The organism is Mycobacterium sp. E2238 (assembly GCF_001672665.1).
Lineage (GTDB): Bacteria > Actinomycetota > Actinomycetes > Mycobacteriales > Mycobacteriaceae > Mycobacterium.
The window spans coordinates 14,171-36,052 of sequence record NZ_LZKF01000191.1 but is presented as its reverse complement, the minus strand read 5'-3'; the positions used below and the strand labels follow the sequence as shown (position 1 = coordinate 36,052).

The window sequence follows — 21,882 nt, the reverse complement described above, 5'->3', positions numbered from 1 at the left end:
GTATGGATTCACGGATACGCTTCAGGCATGACGGACGAACGCGGGACCACCTACACGCACGGGCACCACGAATCGGTGCTCCGCAGTCACCAGCGGCGGACCGCGGAAGATTCGGCGGCCTACCTGCTGCCCCACCTGAAGTCCGGCTCGTCGGTACTGGATATCGGATGCGGGCCCGGGACGATCACCGCTGACCTGGCCGCCCGTGTCGCACCGGGACTGGTGACGGCCGTCGACCAGTCGGCCGACGTGCTCGGCGTCGCCCGAGCGGAGGCCGAGCAGCGTGGCCTGGTGAACGTGTCGTTCGCGACCGCCGACGTGCACCGGCTGAACTTTCCGGACGGCGCATTCGACATCGTGCACGCGCACCAGGTGCTGCAACACGTCGCTGACCCGGCGGGGGCACTGCGGGAGATGAAACGGGTGTGCGCACCCGGGGGCGTCGTGGCGGCCCGGGATGCCGACTACGCGGGCTTCGTCTGGTTCCCGCAGTTGCCTGCGCTGGAGCTGTGGCGCGAGCTCTACGAGCGGGCCGCTCGCGCGAACGGCGGCGAACCCGATGCGGGGCGGCGGTTGCTGTCCTGGGCCCAGCAGGCGGGTTTCGCCGACGTGACGCCGACGGGCAGCCTGTGGTGCTACGCGACGCCGGCGACGCGCGAATGGTGGGGCGGCATGTGGGCCGACCGGATACTGCACTCGCGGGTCGCGCGAGACCTGCTCGATCTGGGCCTGGCGACGACCGCGCAACTCGAAGAGATCTCCGCGGCGTGGCGGGAATGGGCCGCGGCGCCGGACGGCTGGATCGCCATCCCGCACGGCGAAATCCTCTGCCGGGTGTAGCCGATCGAGGACCAAGTACGCATGTTTGGCCAGGTCAACTATGCGGTATTGGCATTCTCTTTTTTTGCAAGTACGTTATTCACCGATGGATAATACGGCCCACACTCCGTCAGGTATTCCGTTGCAGCCGGTCTATGAGCCGGCGGACGTCAGCGCGGAGCCTCCGCAGCCGGGGGAGTTTCCCTTCACCCGGGGTAACTTCGCGTCCGGCTACCGGGGCAAGCTTTGGACCTTCCGCCAATACTCGGGGTTCGGCACCGCCGAGGAATCCAATCGCCGTTACCGCTACCTGTTGGAGCAGGGCGGGACCGGGCTGTCGGTGGCGCTCGACCTGCCCACCCAGTGCGGGTATGACTCCGACGATCCCGAGTTCGGCGAGGAGGTGGGCCGAGTCGGCGTCGCGGTCGACACCCTGGCCGACTTCGAGATCCTGTTCGACAACATCCCGCTGGACAAGCTCAGCACCAGCATGACCATCAACGGAACGGCAGCGATCCTGCTGGCGTTCTACGTCGCCGCCGCCGAGAAAAAAGGAATACCGCGGGCCAAGCTCACCGGGACCATTCAGAACGACATCCTCAAGGAGTACGCCTCGCGCGGGACCTGGATCTGGCCGCCGGAGCCGTCCCTGCGCCTGATCGCCGACACCATCGAGTTCTGCGCCGCCGAGGTGCCGAGGTTTAACGCGATTTCGGTGGCGGGGGCGCACTTCCGCGACGCGGGGGCCAACGCGGTGCAAGAGATGGCGTTCACCCTGGCCGACGGGGTGACCTACTGCGACACCGTGGTCGAGCGCGGCCGCATGACGATCGACCAGTTCGCGCCGCAGATTTCATTCTTCTTCTACACCCACGGCGATTTCTTCGAGGAGATCGCCAAATATCGTGCGGGGCGGCGCCGTTGGGCCACCATAGTGAAGGAGCGCTACGGGGCGACGACGGACAAGGCGGCCATGTTCCGCTTCGGCTGCGTCTGTGGGGGCGCATCGCTGTACGCGCCGCAGGCCCGCAACAACATCGTTCGGGTGGCCTACGAGGCGATGGCCGCGGTGCTGGGCGGGGTCCAGTCGATGTTCACCGCGGCCTGGGACGAGCCGTTCGCCCTGCCCACCGAGGAAACCACGACGCTGGCGCTGCGCACCCAGCAGATCCTGGCGCACGAGACCGGCGTGGCCAGCGTCGCGGACCCGCTCGGCGGCTCCTACTTCGTCGAGGCGCTGACCGATGCCACCGAGGCCCGCATCATCGAGATCATGGATGACCTGGAGCGGCACGGCGGAATGGTTCATGCCATCGAGGACGGCTACCTGCAGGGCCTGATCGCCGACGAGGCCTATCGGGTCCATCAGGACATCGAGTCTGGTGCCCGGCCCGTCGTCGGGGTCAACCGGTTCGTGACCGAGGAGCCGGAACCGGATGTCGTGACGTACGAACTGGACGCGGAGGGCCGCGATCTTCAGCTCAAGCGACTCTCCAAAGTGAAGGCCGAAAGGGATTCGGCCGCTGTCAAATCCAGTCTCGCGGCACTTTCACGCGCCGCCGAAGGAGACGACAATCTGATGCACAGGCTGGTCGACTGCGCCAACGCATACTGCACGGTCGGTGAAATGGTCTCCGCGCTCAAGGCGGTGTGGGGCGAATTCCAGCAACCGGTGGTGTTCTAGTGGCCGCCCGGATCCTGGTCGCCAAGCCCGGGCTGGACGGACACGACCGCGGCGCCAAGATCGTCGCGCGCACGCTGAGGGATGCCGGTTTCGAGGTGATTTACACCGGGATCCGGCAACGCATCGAGGACATCGCCTCGATCGCCGTCCAGGAGGATGTGGCCGTTGTGGGCCTGAGCATCCTGTCCGGTGCTCACCTGGCGCTCACCGCGCGCACCATCGAGGCACTGCGTGCCGCCGACGCCGCGGACATCGCGGTCGTGGTCGGGGGAACGATCCCGCACGCCGACGTGCCCAAGCTGCTGTCCACCGGGGCGGCCGCGGTGTTCCCCACCGGGACATCGCTAGACGTCCTGGTGCGCGAGATCCGCGCATTGACCGGCACCCCCGAACCCGTTGTGGAGGACCAGTGCGCGTCGGAGTGATGATCGGCGCCGAGCGCGGCGGCATGGCCCGCAAGGTGGACAAGCTGGCCTCGGACATCGAATGGGCCGAATCCGCCGGACTGGACACCGCGTGGATGCCGCAGGTGCCCGACGACTTCGACTGCCTGACCATGGTGTCGCTGATGGCCGCGCACAGCTCGCGCATCGAGCTGGGCACCGCGGTGGTGCCGTTGCAGGCCCAGCATCCGATCGCCCTTGCCCGCCAAGCGCTCTCGACGCACGCCGTGGCCGGTGGACGGCTGGCGCTGGGCGTCGGACCATCGCACCACTGGATCATCCGGGACATGCTCGGACTGCCGTATGAGAAGCCGGCCGCCTACACCCGCGACTACCTGCAGGTGCTCAACGCCGCGATCGCCGGGCCGGGACCGGTCGACGTCGAGAATGATTCGTTCACGGTGCACAATCCACTGGCGATCGGGGCCGATACCCCGATGCCGGTTCTGATTGCCGCGTTGGGGCCGGTGATGCTGCAGATCGCCGGTGAACTCGCCGACGGCACCGTGTTGTGGATGGCCGACGAGCGGGCCATCGGTGACCACATCGCACCCAAGATCACCAAGGCCGCCGCGGATGCCGGACGCCCCGCGCCGCGGATCGTCGCGGGCATCCCGGTATGCCTTTGTGCGCCTGGACAAGTCGACGAGGCCAAGGAGCGGGCCAACCGCATCTTGGGCGAGGCCGAGGTGTCGCCCAACTATCAGCGCCTGCTCGAACGTGGCGACGCCCGCGATGTCGGCGATCTGTGCGCGGCCGGCGACGAGGGCGCCATCCTGGCCCGGATGCGCCGCTTCGCCGACGCGGGTGTGACCGACCTGTCGGTGCGGCTGCTGCCGATCGGCGCCAACCGCGAGGAGCTCATCGCCTCCAAGCGCCGTACGCGCGAGATGATCGCCTCGCTCGCAACGGAACTGCGGTGACCTCCGTTGGGCCGCTCGAGGGGATACGCATCCTCGAGGTGGGCACCATGCTGGCCGGCCCGTACGCAACCATGTTGCTCGCCGACCTGGGCGCCGATGTCACCAAGATCGAGCCGCGCGGCGGCGAGATCTCGCGCGGGGTGGGGCCCACCTACTTCGCCAGCCTCAACCGCAACAAGGCCAGCATCTGTCTGGACCTGAATACCGACGCGGGACAGCAACGGCTTCGTGAACTGGTAGCGAAATCCCATGCGCTGCTGGTGAACTTGAAGCCGTCGGCGATCCGCCGGCTGGGCCTGACCTATGAGCAGCTGCGCGGCCACAACGAGCGGATCGTCTGTGTGGCGATCACCGGGTTCGGCCTACATGGCGGCGACGATCCGGCCTTCGACTACGTGGTGCAGGCGGGTTTCGGGATCGCCGCACTGACCGGCGACCCGGATGGCCCGCCGACGCTGCCCGGTTACTCGTCGGCAGACAACTCCACCGGAATGTGTGCGGCCCTGGGGCTGTTGGCCAAGATCGTCTCCGGTACCGGTGGGCAGGTCGACGTCTCGCTGCGCGACGTCATGCTGTCGCAGCTCAACTACCACGCCTCCGCGTACCTCAACGAGGGTGTCGAACCACAGCGACGGCCGTACGGCGCTCATTCGTATTACGTTCCGGCGCAACTATTTCCGACCGCCGACGGCTATCTGGCGCTGTTCATCACGCACGACGGCTTCTGGAAGTCGTTCGCGACCGAGGCGGGTATCGGCGGCTTCGAGACGATGGCCGAACGGGTGTCCCGCCGCGACGAGGTGCTCGCGGTGGTCACCGCGATGCTGGCGACGGACACCGCCGCCGATTGGGAACGTAGGCTGCGTCCGTTGGGGGTACCGGCGGCCGCGGTCAGGACGCTGCCCGAGGCGCTCGAAGCGACGCCCGAAATCGTGGTGACCGCAGGCGATTTCCGCCTGGTCGGGAGTCCGATCCACGTTTCGGGTTACCAGCCCGAATATCGGCCACCGCCGGAGCTGACCGACGGCTGAATCCGCCGAGCGTGAAGCTGTCCGCACGCTCGAGGTCGAGTGTGAAGCTAGCCGCACGTTGGCGGCTCAGTCAGGGCCGGACCGGGCCCCTGAGATGCGCCTCGGCGAGCTTGCGGAAGGCCGCCACCAACCGGCTGCGGTCCCCGGCTCGGGTCGCCAAAACGACGTGGCACGGCTCGATGCCTTTCAGCGGCACCGTCGTGATGTCGGGCCGCAGGGCGGTGCCGTGGAAACCGGCCGTGATGGCCACCGCTTGCCCGGATGCGATGACTTCGAACTTGTCCTCGAGTGCGTCGATGAACGGTCCGTCGGGTGCGCGGCGACCATCGGGCCGGGGATCGATCCGCCAATAAGCGCTCCAGGCCGGGTCGGAGTTCCGCACGCGCGGCATGGGCTCGTCGGCGATGTCCTCGAGCGTCACGAAATCCCGGCCCGCAAGGCGGTGGTCGACGGACAACGCCAGCACGCGGGGCTCGTCGTAGAGGATCGTCACGTGCAGCCCATCGGTCGGAAACGGTAGCCGGGTGACCACCGCGTCCACGCGATGCCTGAGCAATGCCTCCAGAGCCTCGCCCCAATTCAGGTGCGAGACTTGCACTTCCGCGTCGGGGTGTTCGCGACGCATCTCGCGGACCGCCGGGGTGACGATCATGCCGGTCGTGTATCCGACCGCGATGCGGGTGGGCTGGGCGGCGGCCCGGGCCTGCGCAGCGGCTTGCGTGGCCGAACGCAGCAGGGCCTTGGCCCGCGGCAGGAACACCTCGCCCGCCTCCGTGAGGCGGGTGCCTTGGGGCGTGCGGTCCAACAGACGAACCCCGAGTTGCTGCTCGAGGCGGCGGATCTGCCGGCTCAACGATGGTTGCGCGACCCGCAGCGCGCTGGCGGCTCGGCCGAAGTGTCGGTGTTCGGCGACCACGACGAAGTATCCGACCAGGCGCAGATCGAGATCGATCACCGGCGATGCCGATTCGGTCATGTGCTCAGTGTAACTACACCGTCGACCGCCCTGCCTCCCCAAATCCGCCGCTGAAATGCGGTGATGCCGATCTGGCATCGCGTGATGTGAAACAGGTCTTGGACAGTGGGTGCGCGGCGGCCGTTGACTTGGAATCGCTAAATCTCAGCAAGTGAAGGGATCATCATGCATGTCTTTGTGACCGGTGCGAGCGGACACATCGGCTCGGCCGTCCTCGACGAACTGCTGAAGGCCGGGCATGACGTCACCGGACTGGCCCGCTCGGACGAAGCGGCTGCGTCAATCGCTGCGAAAGGCGCGAGAGTGCACCGGGGCGACCTCGACGACCTCGACGGTTTGCGTTCCGCGGCCGCAGCATCCGACGGCGTCATCCACCTCGCGTTCAAACACGATTTCGACGACTTCCTTGGCGCCGCGGAGACCGACCTGCGCGCGGTGCAGGCCATCGGAGAGGCGCTCACCGGATCCGACCGGCCCTTCGTCAGTACGTCGGGGACCCTGCTGCTCTCACTGTCGGCGCACGACGGTTTTGGCACCGAACAGGACACGCTGCCCGGCGGGCCGCGAATCGACTCGGAGAACGCGGTGATCGCGCTGGCCGAAAGCGGGGTGCGATCCTCTGTCGTCCGGCTCTCCCCGTTGGTGCACAGCGAGCTGGACCGTCACGGCTTCGCCTCGCACCTGATCAACACCGCCCGCGGCACGGGCATGTCCGCCTACATCGGTGACGGGGCGAACCGCTGGCCCGCGGTCCATACGCTCGATGCCGCGCACCTTTACCGGTTGGCGCTCGAAAAGGCGCCCGCGGGAACGCGTTTGCACGGGGTGGCCGACGAAGGCGTGCCGTTCCGCGACATCGCCGCCGTGATCGGCCGCCATCTCGATGTGCCTGCGGTGAGTATTCCCGCCGAAGACGCCGGTCACTTTGGCTTTCTCGCGCTGTTCGCGGCCTTGGACAACCCGACGTCAAGTGCCCTGACGCGGAAGGTGCTCGACTGGCAGCCCGAGCACGCCGGACTGCTCGAGGATCTCGATGCCGGCCATTACTTCGGTGAGTGATCCGCGCGAGTGTGAAGCTAGCCGCACACTCGTTGCCGAATGTGAAGCCAGCCGCACACTCGGCGGCAGCAGTTCGCGGACCAGCAAACGCTACCGCAGCCCCGCGAGTTGCCTCTCCTTATAGCGCCGCGCCCATTCGGCGCGCGACCGGATGGACACGTCGACGTCAACCGCATTGGCGCGCAACGCTTTCACGGTGGCCCCGTTGCGGGGTGTTCGCGCGAACGGGTCCCAACTGAAGAACCGGCAGGCGTTGCCCCAGGTGATCTTGTTGATGTCGGAGTCGTCGGCACCGGCGGCATTCAGCTCGGCCAGTACCTTTTCGGGTGCGTCCGGCCAGAAGCAGTCCGAGTGCGGGTAGTCGCATTCCCAGGCGATGATGTCGATGCCGATCTCGTGCCGCAGCCTCAGCGAAGTCTTGTCGGTGACATAACAGGCCAGCGAGTGTTCGCGGAAGACCTCGCTGGGCAGCTTGTTCCCGAAGTCGCGGCGCAGCCATTTCTGATTCGTGTAGTGGCGATCGCTGCGGTCCAGATAGAAAGGGATCCAGCCGATGCCACCCTCGGAGAATGCGAACTTCAGGTCGGGGTAATTGTGCATGGCGGGTCCCCACAGCAGGTCCTGCGCGCACATCGCCGAGACCTGGGTGGCCAGGATGATCAGGTTGTCGATCGGCGCGTCGGGGGCCATGCTGATCGCCCCGAATCCGGTGCCGATGTGCAGGCACATCACCACGTTCTGCTCGGACAGCGTGCGGAACACCGGTCCCCAGTACTCGTCGTCGTGATAGCTCGGAAGTCCTTCCAGGTGCGGCAGTTCCGGCATGGTCACCGCCCGGCAGCCCTTGGCCGCCACCCGGCGGATTTCGGCGCACATCGCCTCGGGGTTCCATGTCGGCAGGATGGCGATCGGAATGAATCGATCCGGGTAAGAGCCGGCCCACTCGTCGATGTGCCAGTCGTTGTATGCCGAGACCATCACCAGGGTCGCCTCCTCGCGGTGCATGTTGAGGTGACGCGCGGAGAAGCCGGTGAAGGTGGGGAAGCACATCGAGGCCAGGATGCCGTTGCGGTTCATATCCCGGACGCGTTCGTGGACGTCGTAGACGCCCGGGCGCATTTCGGCGAAACCGGCCGGGTCGCGGCCCCATTCGTCGGGCGGCCACGACACCACGGCGTTGAGCCCGCTCACGCCCTGCGGCCTGCCCTGGTACATCCACTGATCGACGCCCTTGTCGTCGGTCACGACGATGGGGGCCTCCGCCTTGTACTTGGCGGGGACGTGGCGCAGGAACATGTCCGGCGGCTCGACCACATGGTCGTCGATACTCACCAGGATCAGGTCATCGACGTGCATGAGGCTTAGCGGCTCCGCTCGCTCGTCGTCTCGAACAGTTTCGGGATGGGCGCGGGATCCAGCTGCAGGGCGTCGGACATGTTCAGTTGCCCGGCGTTGGCAACCATGTTGTCCAAGATCGTTCGCAAATCATCGCCTTCGAGTTCGTAGATGGCGACATAGGGGCCCTGCCCGTCGATCGGGCGCAGCCGGCGAGCCGCGACGATTCCGTCGAGCGCGAGCAGTTCGGGTATGTGTACTTCGTCGTACCAGGTGTTGTATTCCTGTTCGCGCTCAGGCGAACTGGGCCGGCTCTCGACGTACATGATTCCCTTGGCCATGTCGCCACCTTTCTTCGGGCGCTACTCGTAGCGCACCGTGACCGAATCCGTGTCAGGCACGCCCTGGCACGTCAGAATGTAGCCCTCGGCGACCTCGTCATCGTCGAGAGCGTCGTTGACCCGCATGGTCGCGTGGCCCTCTTCGAGCTTGGCCATGCACGTGCCGCAGTTGCCCGCCTCGCAACTGAACGGCGGCTCCAGTCCGGCCCGCCGCGCGCTCTGCAGGAGCGTCTCGCCGGGGACCAGCGGCACCGAGACCTTCTTGCGGTCCATGTGGATGGTCACCGTTCCCGCCCCGGAGCCGTTTGACGGATCTGTCACCCGTGGGGTCTCCTCGATGCTTCGGGTGACTGTCATCGTCACCGCCCCTCCCGTACTTGCATTCTTCACTATAGAGAATACTATTCTCACAGAGCGATAGGATCTTCTCAAGTGTGCGCGGATGTCAGGTCAGCCCGGCCTGTCAGGGAAGGACGGGACGTGCCCGAGCCGGCCGCGGTCGTGTTCGAAGACCGGCGACTGAGCCTGCCCCAGCTCGACGCGCTGGCCGACGGCTGGGCCGCGAACCTGGCCAAGAGTGGTGTCACAGCCGGTCAGCGGGTCGCGCTGATGGCGTCCAACCGGCCGGAATTCGTCGCCGCTGTGCTTGGGATTTGGCGGCTGGGGGCGACGGCGGTACTCATCAGCCCGGCATGGAAGCGTGACGAGGTCGATCACGCACTGGGACTGACGGAACCAGCCCATGCCGTCGGGGATCATCCGGTGTTGGCCGGCATGATGCCGATGCTGCACCTCGACGAGCCGGTCGCAGCGGGGGAGCCATTGGCCGGGCAGCCACCGCCACCGTCGGACGCCGTGCTGGTCTTCAGCTCCGGCACCACCGGCCTGCCCAAGGCGGTCCGGCACACCCACGCGGCGCTGGGAGAGGCCGTGCGGCACTGGCGCGAAGCGTTGCGGCTGACGCCACGCGACCGGATCCAAATCGCCACGCCGCTGTCGCACATCCTGGGACTGCTGAACGTTCTCACGGCGCTGCGCACCGGCGCCCGCGTGCGGCTACATCCCCGGTTCGACATCGACCGGATGCTGCATCACATCGAAAGCGACCGCATCACAATCGAAATGGCGGTCGCGCCCATCGCGCTGGCCATCGCCTCACATCCCAGGCTCGAGTCCTACGACCTGTCCTCACTGCGCTACATCATGTGGGGGGCGACCCCGGTCAGTGCCGACGTCGCGGAGGCCGTGACCCGCCGCACCGGCGTCGGCTGGGTGCCGGCTTATGGGACCACGGAATTGCCTGTCATCGCGTGCAATCCGATCGAGGGCGCCCGGTTGGACGCTGTCGGGCGGCCAGTGCCGGGCGTCGACCTGCGGGTGGTCTCGCCCGAGACGGGCGAACCGGTCTCCGCCGGTGAGATCGGCGAGATTCAGGCCCGGTCTTCGTCGCTGATGTCCGGCTACCTACCGGCCGAAGCGACCGCCGAGGTTATTCGCGATGGCTGGTACCGGACCGGCGACGTCGGGTGGATCGACACCGCAGGCTGGCTGCGAATCACCGACCGCCTCAAAGAAATGATCAAGGTGCGCGGCTTTCAGGTTGCGCCCGCCGAAATCGAGACGGTGCTGCACGGCCATCCTGCCGTCAAAGACTGCGCGGTGTTCGGCGTACCCGACGGAATCAACGGGGAAGCGATCGTGGCGGCGGTCGCGACATGCGCGCCAGTCGACGCCGCCGAACTCACGGCCCGGGTCGACCAACGGCTGGCTTCCTACAAACACCTGAGCCGGGTGGTGTTCGTGCCCGATATTCCGCGCCTGCCGTCGGGCAAGGTATTGCGCCGAGTCCTAAAGGAGCGCTATGGATGTACGTCTGACAGCTGAACAACAGCAATTGCGCGACGCCGCCGCCAAGCTGGCCGACGACCTTGGGCCCTCGGCGGTCCAGGACCTCGACGACCAGAGCCGCATTGCGCGCCTGGACAAGCAACTCGTCGGGACCGGCTGGCGGTCGCTGCGGTCGGACGGGGCGTCGGGTGTCGAAGTCGCCATCGTCGCTGAGGAATTCGGACGCCGGCTGGTCGACACACCTTTTCTCGGCCCGGTGCTCGCCGATGATCTCGCCCGCCGCGTCGACGCCGACAGGGCCGGCGCGACGATCGCGGTCGACGATCGCGCCGTCGACGCGCGCGGCGCCCGGCGGGCCCTGAGCCTTTCGGGCGGGCGGGTCCTCGCCGCCGATGTGCGGGACTTGACCGGCGGCGCGGATTTGACGCGGGCCGATGCCACAATCGCGGAAACGGCGGCGACACTGGGCGACGTCTCCGCCGGCGTGGCGGAGCAATGGCGGGCGCTCGCGCTGGTTACCACAACGGCGGACCTGGTGGGCGTCGCGCGGGGCGCCCATGCGGTCGCGTGCGACTACGCCAAAATCCGAGAGCAATACGGCAAGCAGATCGGCTCCTATCAGGCGGTCGCCCACCTGCTCGCCGAAAGCCTTGCGCTGATTGAAGGTTCGATCAGCGTGTCGCGGCACGCCGCGTGGGCCGTCGACGAGCTGCCGCCCGCCGAAGCCGTCCGCGCGGCGCAGGTCGCCAAGGTCTACTGTGCGCGCGCCGCGAGAACCGTTTGCGAGACAGCGATTCAGGTGCACGGTGGCATCGGCAACACCTGGGACTGCCTGGTGCACGTCTACCTGCGCCGTGCCCTGACGTCGACCGAGCTGTGGCCCGTCGCCTTGAAGGAGATCGATCTTGGACTTTCGTGACTCGCCAGACGAAGCCGCCTTCCGGGAGCGGCTCAGGTCCTGGCTTTCCGTGCACGCCAAGGAGTTCTCCGGATCCGGCGACGAGTATTGGGCCCGGCAGGCGGAATGGCACCAGGCCCTGTACCGGGAGGGCTTCTTCGGGTTGTCGTTCCCGCGCGAATACGGCGGACAGGAGTTGCCGCCCGTATATGACGTCATCGTTGACGAGGAACTCGCTCGGGCCGGCGCCCCGCCACGGCCAAGCGTCGGCTACCTGATTTACGGGATCGGCCGTCATGCCAACGACGAAGTGCGACAACGGTTCCTGCCCGGCATCATCAACGGCACCGAGCGCTGGTGTCAGGGTTTCAGTGAACCGGGCGCCGGCTCCGACCTGGCCTCGCTCACCACCACCGCTCGGCTCGAAGGAGACACCTATGTGGTGAACGGGCACAAGATCTGGACCAGCTACTCCGACGTCGCGGACTGGTGCCTTCTGCTGGCCCGCACCGACCCAGAGGCCAAACGCCACCGCGGCCTGTCGGCGTTCGTACTGGAGATGAAACAACCTGGCGTGCAACAGCGCCCACTGCGCATGATCAACGGGGTGACCAACGAATTCGGTCAGGTGTTCTTCGACGGCGCCCAGGTGCCGGCCGACAGGATGGTCGGCGCGCCCGGTGACGGGTGGGCGGTCGCCATGACCGTGGTCGGGCACGAGCGCGAGCCGTCCACGCTCGGTTACGCCGCCCGGTACGGCAAGCTGGTGCGAAGCCTGTACGCCCGCACCGATGGCCCGGCTCCCGAGGAGCTCGCCTGGGCTGCGGTGCAGTCGGAGATGCTGACCCATCATGTCCGGCGGCGGTTGTCGGAGCAGCTCGACGGGCTCTCGCACGGGCCCGAAGGGTCGCTCGACAAGCTGCTGATGACCTGGGTCGAGCAATCCGTCGGCCATGCCGCGCTGGCGGTCACCGGCACCCGCGATGCGGACCTGCTCAGCGCCTATCTGTACAGCCGCGCGCAGAGCGTGATGGGCGGGACATCGCAGATACAAAAAAACATCATCGCTTCACGCATCTTGGGATTGTCGGAGTGATCGCGGGCGCGGGCGAAGCCCGGGTGAAGCGGGTCACGACCAGAGAAGGAGTGATCGCGAGCGCGGGCGAAGCCCGGGTGAAGCGGGTCACGACCAGAGAAGGAGCCTGACATGTACGACATGCCTGCCGAAATCGACGTCCAAGCCGACGGCCCGCTGCGGATCATCACCTTGAACCGGCCGGAGTCGCTCAATTCGGTGAACGACGATCTGCACGTCGGGCTCGCCAGACTGTGGCAGCGATTGACCGACGACCCCGCGGCTCGCGCGGCGGTGATCACCGGGGCCGGCAGGGCGTTCTCGGCCGGTGGTGATTTCTCGTATCTCAAGGAGCTGTCGACCGATGCCGAGCTGCGCGCCAAGACAATTCGGGACGGGCGCGAGATCGTCTTGGGCATGGCACGGTGCCGAATTCCCGTGGTGGCCGCGGTCAACGGCCCGGCCGTCGGGCTGGGCTGCAGCCTGGTGGCACTGAGCGACATCGTCTACATCGCCGAAGAGGCCTACCTCGCGGATCCACACGTTCAGGTGGGGCTGGTGGCCGCTGACGGCGGCCCGCTAACCTGGCCGTTGCACATCAGCCTGCTGCTGGCCAAGGAGTTCGCGTTGACGGGCACCCGCATCAGCGCGCAGCGCGCAGTGGAGCTCGGCCTGGCCAACCACGTGGCGGCCGACCCCGTTGCGGACGCGATCGCCTGCGCCAAAAAGATTTTGGAGCTGCCCCAGCAGGCGGTCGAAAGCACCAAGCGGGTGCTCAATATCCATCTGGAGCGGGCGGTGTTGGCCAGCCTCGACTACGCGCTCTCCGCCGAGAGCCAGTCGTTCCTCACCGAAGACTTCCGGTCGATCGTCACCAAGCTGGCGGCGGGCAAGAACTGATCGCGGTCACGCTTGCGGCGAGTCATGTTGCCGCAGAAAGTCACGCATGACGGAGTCGAACTTGGCCGGCTCCTCGATGAAGGGCATGTGAGCGCTCTCCTCAAAGAACTCGAACCGTGAGCCGGCGATGCGCCGGTGCATGTCCCACATGTGTTCGGGCACGCATTCGTCGAACCTGCCGGCAAGAACGAGGGTGGGCAGAGTGATCTCCGGCAATCGGTCGAACACGTCCCAGTCGCGGATCGTCCCGACGATGTGAAAGTCACTCGGCCCGAACATCGTCTTGAAGATGTCGGTTCCCATGTTGGCGAAGGCTTCCAAAAGCTCTGGGGGCCAGGGACGTACACGGCAGAGATAGGTTTCGTTCCAGGTGCGGATGGCATTCTGATATTCGGCCGTGTACGTCGTTCCGGCGGCTTCGTGGCGGTCGATCGCGGACTGGACCGCCGGATCGAGCTCGGCCTTCAACCGGGCCACCATCTCCGAGAACTGCGGTATGGACGCGATGCTGTTCGAAATGGTGAGAGTGGCCGCCCCCGACGGCACGTCGAGCGCGTACTGCTGCGCCATCATCCCGCCCCACGAGTTGCCGAAGATGTGGAAACGGTTGAGGCCGAGGCCCGCTACGACGGCATCCATTTCGGCCACCGACCGTTGCATGGTCCACAGTTCGGGGTTCGACGGGCGCTCGGACTTGCCGCACCCAAGCTGATCCCAGTAGATGACTTCGCGCTCGTCGGCCAACCGCTCCAGCGAACGCAGATAGGTGTGGGGCAGGCCGGGACCGCCGTGCACCACTAGCAGGGGAAGCCCCGCTCCACCACCGACACGCTTGAACCACGCGCTGCCGCCCGGGACCGCGATCGTTCCCTCCATTGCCGACGATGCCTCCCGGGTTCCGCTCGCGAGCAGACGCAAAACCGCATCCTGCGATGCCGGTATATGCGATTTTGTCTCTGATCGCGAGTCCAGAGCTGCTTGCAACGCTGACTCTCGCAATGAGAGAATAGTGTTCTCATAAGCTGCGGGGGCTCTCGAGCACTCGCCACGCTCTCGCCGAAGTGGAGAAGACCGTGCCCGAAGCCGTCATCGTGTCCGCCCGTCGCACTCCCATTGGCACCGCCCGCAAGGGCACGTTGCGCGACACCAGCGCCTTTGACCTCGCGCACCACGTGGTCTCCGAAGCGGTGCAGGACCTGGACCCGGCGCAGGTTGACGACGTGATCCTGGGGGAGGGGCTCTACGGCGGCGGCGTGATCGCACGGCATGCGGCCATCACGGCCGGCCTGACCCAGGTGCCGGGTCTCGCGAACAATCGCCACTGCGCGGCCGGGCAGGCGGCGGTGCAGAGCGCGGCGGCAAGCGTGCGTGCCGGGATGGATCGGCTCGTCATCGCCGGCGGTGTGAACTCCGCCTCCACGTCCCCACGAGCCCGGATGCAGGTGGACGGTGAATGGGCCGACTGGTTTCCCCCGACCCATCCGGACAGTCCCGAGGCGCCGAACCTCGACATGTCGATCACGGTCGGCTGGAACGCCGCGGTCAAAGCCGGCGTGAGCCGCGAAGAGATGGATGCGTGGGCGCTGCGGTCGCACCGCAATGCCATCGCCGCGATCGACGAGGGGCGCTTCAAAGAAGAGATCGTCCCGATCGAAACGCCGCACGGCCTGTTCGCCGTCGACGAACACCCGCGCCGGGACACCACCATGGAAAAGCTGGCCGCGCTCAAGCCGCTGCATCCCGAAATCGAGGGCTTTTCCATCACCGCCGGGAATGCCTGCGGCGCCAACGACGGCGCGGCGGTGTTGACGATCGCGAGCGACGAGCTCGGGTTACCGGCGCTCGCCATGGTGCGGTCCTGGGCGTCGGTCGGGGTGGACCCGGCGATCACAGGTTTGGCGCCGGTGGAGGCTATCCCGAAAGCTCTTGCCCGCGCTGGCCTTTCGGTCTCGGATGTGGACCTGTTCGAGATCAACGAGGCCTTTGCCGCAATGTGCGTGGCCACTGTCAAGCTGCTCGATCTGGACCCGGACAAGGTCAATGTCAGCGGCAGCGGATGCTCGCTGGGCCATCCGGTGGCGGCGACGGGAGCCAGGATGATCGTCACGCTGATCCACGAATTGCGTAGCCGTGGTGGCGGAATCGCGGTCGCGGCCATGTGCGCGGGCGGCGGCATGGGGTCTGCCACCGTCATCGAGGTCCCCGCTCCCTAAATGGAGATCGCCGACTTGATCGCCGGCGCGCGCAACGGATCTCCGCGCGCGGTGGGTCGGCTACTTTCTCTCGTCGAGGGCGAGCGCCGCGACGAGGTGCTGGCCGGCATCGGACCCGCATCGGTGAGCGTTATCGGCATCACCGGGCCGCCGGGTGCGGGCAAGTCCACGACGATCGCCGCGCTGGTCGGCGCATACCGCGAGCGGGGGGACCGGGTGGCGGTGTTGGCGGTGGACCCGTCGTCGCCGTTCAGCGGTGGTGCTCTGTTGGGCGACCGGATACGAATGGCCGCGCACATCAACGACTCCGACGTGTTGATCAGGTCGGTCGCGACACGCGGTCATGTCGGGGGGCTGGCCGCCGCGGTCCCCGCGGCCATCCGGCTGCTGGGGGCGATCGGTTACCAGGTCGTCCTGCTGGAGACCGTGGGGGTGGGGCAATCCGAGATCGAGATTGCCGCGGTCGCCGACCCCACCGTCGTCATCCTCAATCCCGGTGCGGGCGACGCGATTCAGGCCGCGAAGGCGGGGGTGCTCGAAGTCGCCGACATCGTGGTGGTCAACAAGGCCGACCGCGAAGGTGCCGAGCGGACCGTGCGGGATCTGCGGGAGGAGACTGATGCCCCGATCGTCAGCCTCATCGCCGCTCGCGGCGAGGGCATTGCGGAGTTGATGGCGGCCATCGAGGCCCACCACCGCGCCGACAGTCGTGCCCGCCGACTGGCCCGCGCCCGCGCGCAGATCCTGTCGCTGGCGCAAACCCGGTTGCGGAGCCGGCCGGATCTCGACCGACTGGCCGAAACGGTCGTCGACGGCGACCAGGACCCCTACTCGGCGGCCGAGCAGTTGCTGTCACCGACCGACGGTTCGCAGGACTGACAATCCTTCTTGTCCCCCGATTGGGGGAACCGGGATTCATCCCCTTTGCGGGCCGATCGGCGGAGGTCCGGCCGCGTCGATCTCCCTACGTTGATCTTGTGTACAACACGGCGGTCACCGCGACGCCGCCAACCAGGACCAGTTAGGAGACCCGCACATGGCTCGCACCCCCGAACTGTCGGCCGTAAACGTCGGTGAACAGCTGGAGCTGTACCGCCGGATGTGGGTTATGCGGCTGCTGGACATGGCGCTGGAAGAGCGGCGCATCGACGGTTTGCTCAACGGGACGACGGCGGCCGCCTTCGGCCAAGAGGCCGTGGCGGTCGGTGCCGTCGCGGCGCTTCGACCCGGCGACGTCATGAGCACCGCGGTCCACCACTTCGAGCACGCCCGACGGGTCGGCCTCGCCCTTCCGCTGGGTCCCGCCATCGCCGAGATGATCGCCGCGAGCCGGGCCGCGGCCGGCGGCGCGAAGGAAAGCCCGTTCGTGACGGAATGGAAGCAGTTGTTCGCCACCACGGACCCGGTGCGGCAGTCGATCTTGTTCGCGTTGGGCGATGCCTATGCGCAGCGGCATGCCGGTGACGGCAGGGTGACCCTGTGCGTCATCGGGGACGACGCCGTGAGCTCCGCCGAGTTCAAGTCGGCCGCGCGGATCGCGCTGTCGTGGCGGCTTCCCGTGGTGTTCGTTGTCGAAAACATCCGTGACGCGTCCGGCGTGCGACGGGGCCCGCGCGAGCACCACGGCTTGCCCGTGCTGTCGGTGGATGGCAACAGCGTTGGGGCCGTGCATGACTCGGTCACCGAAGCGTTGGAACGAGCGAGCGCCGGCGGCGGTCCTGCGATGGTGGAAGCCGTGACCTTCCGGACCAACCACCCCGCCGCGGTCGATCCGTTGGTTTGCGCCAAGCGGCAGCTGACCCGTGCCGGGGTGAGCGCCGTACACCTCACCGAGGTGGAACACCGGGCTCGCCGGCTGGTGGCTGAGGCCGCGGCCTTCGCGAACGCGCTGCGACGGGCGAATGGGCCGGCGTCGGTCGGCGGGCCCGACCCCAGGTCGGCCGCTAGCTGAGCAGACCTTGCCGCATCGCCTCGGCTACGGCGGCTGCGCGATCGCTGACGCCGAGCTTCTCGTACAGGCGTTGCACGTGGGTTTTGACCGTCGACGGAGCCACGTACAGCTCACCCGCGATCACCGGGATGCTTTGGCCACGCGCAATCCGGTTGAGCACCTCGCGTTCCCGCGCGCTGAGCACGGGACCCGTCGGCTCCGCCCGGTGCCGGATCTCCGCGGTCAGGCCTCCCACCAGAGCCGGTGCCACCACGTCGCGGCCCTGCGCGCAGTCGAGCACGGCCTTGACGATTTCGCTGCGGGTCGAGTCCTTGAGCACGAACCCGGCTGCGCCCTGCTGCAGCGCCTGGTACACGATGGCGGGCTCGTCGTGCGCCGAGATCAGCAGCACGCGGGTCGGCAATTCCTGGCTCCGCACCGCCGCCGCCACCTGTCCACCGTCCATGCCGGGCATGCGGTAGTCGAGCAGGGCGATGTCGGGCCGGTGCTCCTTGATCAGTTCCAGCGCCGCCGCGCCGTCCTCTGCCTCGCCGACGACGTGCACCGAACCGCTCGACGAAAGCGCGCGCACTACGCCCTCGCGAAACAGCGGATGGTCGTCACCGACAACCACCCGCACCTTTTCTGGCGTTGCCGGCCCGGCCATGGCGACGAGTGTAGCGGTCCGCTCAAGTGCGTCGTTCTCAAATTCCGGACAATCTGATGGCGAATATCCCGGTTTGCTTCGGCGGTTCCGACGTGGATTATTACGGTGATCGGATGGCGGATAGCAGCGACACAGAACTGGATCGGGTGCGCAGGGTCCACCAGTTGCGCTCGTACCGAATCGTTTCGGTGCTCCGGATCTGTGTGGTGGGCCTGATGGTTGCCGCCATGGTTGTCGACACCCCGCGGTCGGAATGGCCGCAGCAAAGCGCTCTCGTCGCCGCCTACGCATTCGTTGCGCTCTGTGCGTTCGTGCTGGCGTTCACCCCCGTGCGCCGATGGGTCGGGTTGGGCGGCTCGGCCGGGGTCGGTCGGCTGGAGCCGTTTACTTTCACCATCCTCGATGTGGTCGCGTTGACCGGCTTTCAATTGCTGTCCGCCCTGGGGATCCTTCCGCTGTTGATCATGGTGCTGCTGCCGGTGTTGGTGGGCGTGGATGTGTCGTCGCGCCGTGCGGCGGTGGTGCTCACCTTCACGCTCGTCGGCTTCGCCATCGCCGGCATTCATGACCGAGTGCTGATGAGTCCGGGGCACTGGCCGAGCACGGTATTTCTGCTCGGGCTCTACGGCTTTCTGTGCGTCACGGCATTCGTCGTCGTCCGGATGGAGGAGCGACACGTGCGATCGGTCGCGGGCCTGAGCACATTGCGTGAGGAGTTGCTCGCTCAAACGATGACCGCGTCCGATGTCGAGCAGCGGCGGATCTCGGAATCCCTTCACGACGGGCCGCTGCAGGACATTTTGGCGGTGCGCCAAGAACTCGTCGAGTTGGGCGCGGAATTGCCCGGCGATGAGCGTGTCGGGCGGGCGCTCACCGGTCTTCAGATGGCGTCGGAACGCCTGCGGGAGGCGACTTTCGAACTGCATCCCGCCGTCCTCGAGCAGGTCGGCCTGGCGGCCGCCGTCCAGCAGCTGGCCGTAATTAGCGCCCAGCGTTCGGGCATCGAGATCTCCACCGACATCGATTACCCGATTCGCAATGCGATCGACCCGATCGTGTTCGGTGTGGTGCGCGAATTGCTGTCCAACGTCGTGCAGCATTCCCGGGCTCGCAGTGCTTCGGTCATGCTCGGGATCACCGACGACCGATGCGTCCTGCACGTGGTCGATGATGGGGTGGGGTTCGACGTCGGGACCGTGGCCCGCCGCCTCGGCGAGGGACACATCGGGTTGGCGTCGCACCGGGCGCGCGTGGACGCCGCCGGGGGTGAGTTCGTGTCCCTCGATGTCCCGGTCGGGACTCACATCTGCGTCGAGCTGCCGATCACGAAATAGCGCAACGCTACTTCAGGTCGACGGACTTTCCCGTGGCGGCCGCGTAACCCGCGCGATAACCGAAAACCATTGCGGGACCCAATGTCCCGCCGGCGCCGCCGTAAGCACGTCCGGTCACGCCGCCCATCGCGTTGCCCGCGGCGTAAAGACCCGGGATCGGCTCACCGCTCACATGCAGCACGCGCCCGTCGCGATCGGTGCGCGGACCGCCCTTGGTGCCCATCGCGCCGATGCACACCGGCACCGCGTAGAAGGGCGCGGTGTCGATCGGGCCGAGGGTTTTGCCGGCCAGGGTGGTCGCGCTGTCGTCGCCCCAGTAACCGTCGTAGGCGCTGGAGCCGCGCCCGAAGTCGGGATCGGCGCCGGCGGCCACGTGGCGGTTCCAGGCCTCGACGGTGCGCGTCAAGCCGTCGGCGTCGATGCCGGTCTTGGCGGCCAGCTCGGCGAGGTTCGCCGACTCGCAGAACCAGTCCGGAACGGGCTGTCCCGGTTCGATGCCCAGGAATCCGTAGCGCTGCAGGTGAATTGAATCGAACACCATCCACGCGCGGCCGTTGACGTACCCGCCGCGGGGATCGAGGTAGTGGAATGCGCCGGCCATGGAGTTGTAGTCGCAGGCCTCGTTGACAAAGCGGCGGCCCGCCGAGTTGACGATGATGCTCCTGGGCCGCGTCCGTTCCAGCCGTACGCTGCGGCTGCGTGGCTTGCCTTCGATGGTGTCGCCGGGGATTTGGACGATCGGCACCCACCAGGCCTCGCCCATGTTCGCCAGGTCCGCGCCCTGTGCCATCGCCATGCGCAAGCCGTCCCCGGTGTTGTTGGGCGGCGAGACCGCGCCGTGCATCGGGCCACGCAGAAAGGCCTGCGCGAGAGCGGGATCCCACTCGAAGCCGCCGGTGCCCAGGATGACGCCGTGCCGGGCGCGAACGTCGAACGTGCGTCCTTGGAGTCCGATCCGCGCACCGGTGATTTCTCCGTCCTCGGCGATGAGTCGCTCTGCCCGCGCATGGGTGTGCGGGGTGACGCCGGCATCCAGCAGTCCCTTGAGGAGCCCCGCGATCAGCGCCGTGCCTGCGACGCACAGGTGACTGGTTCGTTCGTCGATCGCCGCGTGCAGACGCGCCCTGGTCTCGGCATCGAACCCGACGTTGGACCAGTCGGCGGGAAACGACGTGATCCGAGTGGCCCACTCGCCCAACTGCGCCAGATCGAAGGGAGCGGCAGTCAGCGAACGGCCGCCGGCCGGTTGGCCTCCCGGCAATTCGGGCCGATAGTCGGGGAAGCCGGTGGCGATCTCGAAGCGCAGACCGCTGTGTGCCTCGACGAAGTCGAGCATCGCCGGGCCGGTGTGCACGAATGTCTCGACCAGTTCGTCGTCCATCGAGCCCAGGGACTGCGCGCGCAGGTATCGCAACGCGTCGGCGGGCGTCAATTCGCCGTCGGGCGAACGGTTATGGGCCGGGATCCACACGACGCCACCCGACACCGCGGTGGTCCCCCCGACGGTCGGCGCCTTCTCGAAGACCTCCACCGAGGCCCCGGATGCGGCGGCGGCGAGGGCGGCGGTGAGCCCGGCGCCGCCACTGCCGAGCACGACGACGTCGACTTGCGTGTCCCACGACATTGATCGTTATCCCTTCAGCCCAGCAGCTCGGACAACTGCTTCGCGGCTTTGACGACCGCATCTTTTCCACGCATCACGACGTCTTCCCGGTGGGAGATGAGGTTGATGCACGTGGGTGGGGAGGGCGGGTGGCGGCGCACCGCCACGGCCAGGCCATAGGTGTTCGGCTCGATCTCCCCGTACGTGCTCACCCAGCCGCTCTCGCGAGCGCGGGTGACCAGGTCTCGTTCCCCGGGGCGCGGCGGCATGCTCGCGAGCAAGGCGATTCCGGCCGCACCCCGTTCGAGCGGGTACCGACTTCCTTCGTGGAAGGACAGTTGGTAGGCGACATGGCTCGGCACGATGACCGCGATCGCAACCTGCTGGTCGCCCTCGGCGATGAGCAACGACACCGTGGTGCCGAGCTCGTCGGCCAGCGCGCGCAGGATCGGCAGGCTGACCTGGCGCACATTGCGGTCGAACGATGCGCCGAGAACGGCGAGCCCGGAAGCCGGCCGGTAGCGCCCGTCCTCTGCCTTTGCCACCAAACGGAATTCGGCCAGCGTGGAAAGCAGCCGATAGGCGATGGTGCGATGCACCCCGACCTGTTCGGCGAGCTGTTGCACGGTGAGCCCACTGGGGGAGTCCGCCACCATCTGCAGCGCGGTCAGCCCCCGGGCCAGCGTCTGTGAACCTGTCACCGAACCTGCCACAGCCTTGACAGACCTCCTCGCGAGAGCGAAGCTCTATTAATAACGCACGTCCATGTGCGATATTAGCACACCAAGTTCGTCAAGAACGAG

At 67.2% G+C, this 21,882-nt stretch carries 22 protein-coding genes; 14 read left to right on the top strand and 8 right to left on the bottom strand.

The features are described from left to right. The first annotated feature begins 27 nt into the window (after positions 1 to 27). From A5711_RS17275 to A5711_RS17255, 5 genes are all read left to right on the top strand, one after another. Positions 28 to 840 carry a methyltransferase domain-containing protein gene (locus A5711_RS17275; RefSeq protein WP_067948584.1) on the top strand — a complete coding sequence of 271 codons (813 nt, stop codon included), beginning with the start codon at positions 28 to 30 and terminating at the stop codon, positions 838 to 840. An 85-nt stretch (positions 841 to 925) separates the two neighbouring features. Beyond that, positions 926 to 2,503, top strand: coding sequence for a methylmalonyl-CoA mutase family protein (locus A5711_RS17270; RefSeq protein ID WP_067948582.1), 1,578 nt, complete (start codon positions 926 to 928; stop codon positions 2,501 to 2,503). Beyond that, positions 2,503 to 2,928 (top strand): cobalamin-dependent protein, encoded by a 426-nt coding sequence (locus A5711_RS17265; RefSeq protein WP_067948580.1) that lies wholly within the window; start codon positions 2,503 to 2,505, stop codon positions 2,926 to 2,928. The genes A5711_RS17270 and A5711_RS17265 overlap by 1 nt, the downstream gene beginning before the upstream one ends. Beyond that, complete coding sequence (locus A5711_RS17260; protein ID WP_067948579.1) at positions 2,913 to 3,869, top strand: LLM class F420-dependent oxidoreductase; 957 nt, start codon at positions 2,913 to 2,915, stop codon at positions 3,867 to 3,869. Before A5711_RS17265 ends, A5711_RS17260 begins: the two co-directional genes overlap by 16 nt. After that, on the top strand, positions 3,866 to 4,900 hold the full coding sequence (locus tag A5711_RS17255) for a CaiB/BaiF CoA-transferase family protein (RefSeq protein ID WP_082975761.1): 1,035 nt from the start codon (positions 3,866 to 3,868) through the stop codon (positions 4,898 to 4,900). Before A5711_RS17260 ends, A5711_RS17255 begins: the two co-directional genes overlap by 4 nt. Before the next feature lie 70 nt (positions 4,901 to 4,970). Here A5711_RS17255 and A5711_RS17250 read toward each other — a convergent pair whose 3' ends face one another. After that, entirely contained in the window at positions 4,971 to 5,876 is a 906-nt protein-coding gene (locus A5711_RS17250; protein WP_067948576.1) for a LysR family transcriptional regulator, read from the bottom strand. Positions 5,877 to 6,041: 165 nt separating this feature from the next. Between A5711_RS17250 and A5711_RS17245 the strand changes: the two genes are divergently transcribed. Next, positions 6,042 to 6,935, top strand: coding sequence for an SDR family oxidoreductase (locus A5711_RS17245; protein WP_067948574.1), 894 nt, complete (start codon positions 6,042 to 6,044; stop codon positions 6,933 to 6,935). Between the two features lie 90 nt (positions 6,936 to 7,025). On the opposite strand, the gene A5711_RS17240 is transcribed toward A5711_RS17245, so the two are convergent. The 3 genes from A5711_RS17240 to A5711_RS17230 are packed head-to-tail and all read right to left on the bottom strand — an operon-like array spanning position 7,026 to position 8,968. Next, on the bottom strand, positions 7,026 to 8,291 hold the full coding sequence (locus tag A5711_RS17240) for an amidohydrolase family protein (protein WP_067948572.1): 1,266 nt from the start codon (positions 8,289 to 8,291) through the stop codon (positions 7,026 to 7,028). 5 nt (positions 8,292 to 8,296) lie between these two features. After that, positions 8,297 to 8,611 carry a DUF4286 family protein gene (locus A5711_RS17235; RefSeq protein ID WP_067948570.1) on the bottom strand — a complete coding sequence of 105 codons (315 nt, stop codon included), beginning with the start codon at positions 8,609 to 8,611 and terminating at the stop codon, positions 8,297 to 8,299. A gap of 21 nt (positions 8,612 to 8,632) precedes the next feature. Next, entirely contained in the window at positions 8,633 to 8,968 is a 336-nt protein-coding gene (locus A5711_RS17230; protein ID WP_067948669.1) for a 2Fe-2S iron-sulfur cluster-binding protein, read from the bottom strand. Between the two features lie 123 nt (positions 8,969 to 9,091). Between A5711_RS17230 and A5711_RS17225 the strand changes: the two genes are divergently transcribed. From A5711_RS17225 to A5711_RS17210, 4 genes are all read left to right on the top strand, one after another. Beyond that, positions 9,092 to 10,495, top strand: a complete 1,404-nt coding sequence (locus tag A5711_RS17225; protein ID WP_067948567.1) for a class I adenylate-forming enzyme family protein — start codon at positions 9,092 to 9,094, stop codon at positions 10,493 to 10,495. Continuing rightward, the gene (locus A5711_RS17220) at positions 10,473 to 11,378 is read left to right on the top strand and encodes an acyl-CoA dehydrogenase family protein (RefSeq protein ID WP_067948565.1); all 906 of its coding nucleotides are present in this window, start codon (positions 10,473 to 10,475) and stop codon (positions 11,376 to 11,378) included. Before A5711_RS17225 ends, A5711_RS17220 begins: the two co-directional genes overlap by 23 nt. Beyond that, positions 11,365 to 12,453: an acyl-CoA dehydrogenase family protein gene (locus tag A5711_RS17215; protein WP_067948562.1), complete on the top strand. Its 1,089-nt coding sequence runs from the start codon at positions 11,365 to 11,367 to the stop codon at positions 12,451 to 12,453. Before A5711_RS17220 ends, A5711_RS17215 begins: the two co-directional genes overlap by 14 nt. A gap of 111 nt (positions 12,454 to 12,564) precedes the next feature. Then, on the top strand, positions 12,565 to 13,332 hold the full coding sequence (locus tag A5711_RS17210; RefSeq protein ID WP_067948560.1) for an enoyl-CoA hydratase/isomerase family protein: 768 nt from the start codon (positions 12,565 to 12,567) through the stop codon (positions 13,330 to 13,332). 6 nt (positions 13,333 to 13,338) lie between these two features. On the opposite strand, the gene A5711_RS17205 is transcribed toward A5711_RS17210, so the two are convergent. Then, the gene (locus A5711_RS17205; RefSeq protein ID WP_067948558.1) at positions 13,339 to 14,208 is read right to left on the bottom strand and encodes a proline iminopeptidase-family hydrolase; all 870 of its coding nucleotides are present in this window, start codon (positions 14,206 to 14,208) and stop codon (positions 13,339 to 13,341) included. Between the two features lie 197 nt (positions 14,209 to 14,405). On the opposite strand from A5711_RS17205, the gene A5711_RS17200 reads away from it, so the two are divergent. The 3 genes from A5711_RS17200 (at position 14,406) to A5711_RS17190 (ending at position 17,496) form a co-directional block, all read left to right on the top strand. Beyond that, positions 14,406 to 15,545 carry a thiolase family protein gene (locus A5711_RS17200; protein ID WP_067948666.1) on the top strand — a complete coding sequence of 380 codons (1,140 nt, stop codon included), beginning with the start codon at positions 14,406 to 14,408 and terminating at the stop codon, positions 15,543 to 15,545. Continuing rightward, positions 15,546 to 16,424 carry a methylmalonyl Co-A mutase-associated GTPase MeaB gene (gene meaB / locus A5711_RS17195; RefSeq protein ID WP_067948557.1) on the top strand — a complete coding sequence of 293 codons (879 nt, stop codon included), beginning with the start codon at positions 15,546 to 15,548 and terminating at the stop codon, positions 16,422 to 16,424. A 157-nt stretch (positions 16,425 to 16,581) separates the two neighbouring features. Continuing rightward, positions 16,582 to 17,496, top strand: coding sequence for a thiamine pyrophosphate-dependent enzyme (locus tag A5711_RS17190; protein ID WP_067948555.1), 915 nt, complete (start codon positions 16,582 to 16,584; stop codon positions 17,494 to 17,496). Here A5711_RS17190 and A5711_RS17185 read toward each other — a convergent pair. Continuing rightward, a complete protein-coding gene (locus A5711_RS17185) occupies positions 17,489 to 18,142 on the bottom strand; it encodes a response regulator transcription factor (RefSeq protein ID WP_067948553.1) in 654 nt (217 codons plus the stop codon). The two genes, A5711_RS17190 and A5711_RS17185, sit on opposite strands and share 8 nt — an antisense overlap. A 113-nt stretch (positions 18,143 to 18,255) precedes the next feature. Between A5711_RS17185 and A5711_RS17180 the strand changes: the two genes are divergently transcribed. Next, a complete protein-coding gene (locus A5711_RS17180) occupies positions 18,256 to 19,476 on the top strand; it encodes a sensor histidine kinase (RefSeq protein ID WP_067948664.1) in 1,221 nt (406 codons plus the stop codon). A gap of 7 nt (positions 19,477 to 19,483) precedes the next feature. On the opposite strand, the gene A5711_RS17175 is transcribed toward A5711_RS17180, so the two are convergent. Together A5711_RS17175 and A5711_RS17170 are read right to left on the bottom strand one after the other, a co-directional pair. Continuing rightward, positions 19,484 to 21,100, bottom strand: coding sequence for an FAD-dependent oxidoreductase (locus tag A5711_RS17175; RefSeq protein WP_067948552.1), 1,617 nt, complete (start codon positions 21,098 to 21,100; stop codon positions 19,484 to 19,486). Between the two features lie 14 nt (positions 21,101 to 21,114). Next, positions 21,115 to 21,792: an IclR family transcriptional regulator gene (locus A5711_RS17170; RefSeq protein WP_067948550.1), complete on the bottom strand. Its 678-nt coding sequence runs from the start codon at positions 21,790 to 21,792 to the stop codon at positions 21,115 to 21,117. Between the last annotated feature and the right edge of the window lie 90 nt (positions 21,793 to 21,882).

Excerpts from the sequence above, each read along its gene's own strand:
- meaB (WP_067948557.1), top strand. The coding sequence starts at position 15,546 with ATGGAGATCGCCGACTTGATCGCCGGCGCGCGCAACGGATCTCCGCGC.
- A5711_RS17235 (WP_067948570.1), bottom strand. The coding sequence starts at position 8,611 with ATGGCCAAGGGAATCATGTACGTCGAGAGCCGGCCCAGTTCGCCTGAG.
- A5711_RS17230 (WP_067948669.1), bottom strand. The coding sequence starts at position 8,968 with ATGACAGTCACCCGAAGCATCGAGGAGACCCCACGGGTGACAGATCCG.
- A5711_RS17220 (WP_067948565.1), top strand. The coding sequence starts at position 10,473 with ATGGATGTACGTCTGACAGCTGAACAACAGCAATTGCGCGACGCCGCC.
- A5711_RS17275 (WP_067948584.1), top strand. The coding sequence starts at position 28 with ATGACGGACGAACGCGGGACCACCTACACGCACGGGCACCACGAATCG.
- A5711_RS17245 (WP_067948574.1), top strand. The coding sequence starts at position 6,042 with ATGCATGTCTTTGTGACCGGTGCGAGCGGACACATCGGCTCGGCCGTC.
- A5711_RS17205 (WP_067948558.1), bottom strand. The coding sequence starts at position 14,208 with ATGGAGGGAACGATCGCGGTCCCGGGCGGCAGCGCGTGGTTCAAGCGT.
- A5711_RS17180 (WP_067948664.1), top strand. The coding sequence starts at position 18,256 with ATGGCGGATAGCAGCGACACAGAACTGGATCGGGTGCGCAGGGTCCAC.
- A5711_RS17250 (WP_067948576.1), bottom strand. The coding sequence starts at position 5,876 with ATGACCGAATCGGCATCGCCGGTGATCGATCTCGATCTGCGCCTGGTC.
- A5711_RS17270 (WP_067948582.1), top strand. The coding sequence starts at position 926 with ATGGATAATACGGCCCACACTCCGTCAGGTATTCCGTTGCAGCCGGTC.
- A5711_RS17185 (WP_067948553.1), bottom strand. The coding sequence starts at position 18,142 with ATGGCCGGGCCGGCAACGCCAGAAAAGGTGCGGGTGGTTGTCGGTGAC.
- A5711_RS17175 (WP_067948552.1), bottom strand. The coding sequence starts at position 21,100 with ATGTCGTGGGACACGCAAGTCGACGTCGTCGTGCTCGGCAGTGGCGGC.
- A5711_RS17210 (WP_067948560.1), top strand. The coding sequence starts at position 12,565 with ATGTACGACATGCCTGCCGAAATCGACGTCCAAGCCGACGGCCCGCTG.
- A5711_RS17190 (WP_067948555.1), top strand. The coding sequence starts at position 16,582 with ATGGCTCGCACCCCCGAACTGTCGGCCGTAAACGTCGGTGAACAGCTG.
- A5711_RS17240 (WP_067948572.1), bottom strand. The coding sequence starts at position 8,291 with ATGCACGTCGATGACCTGATCCTGGTGAGTATCGACGACCATGTGGTC.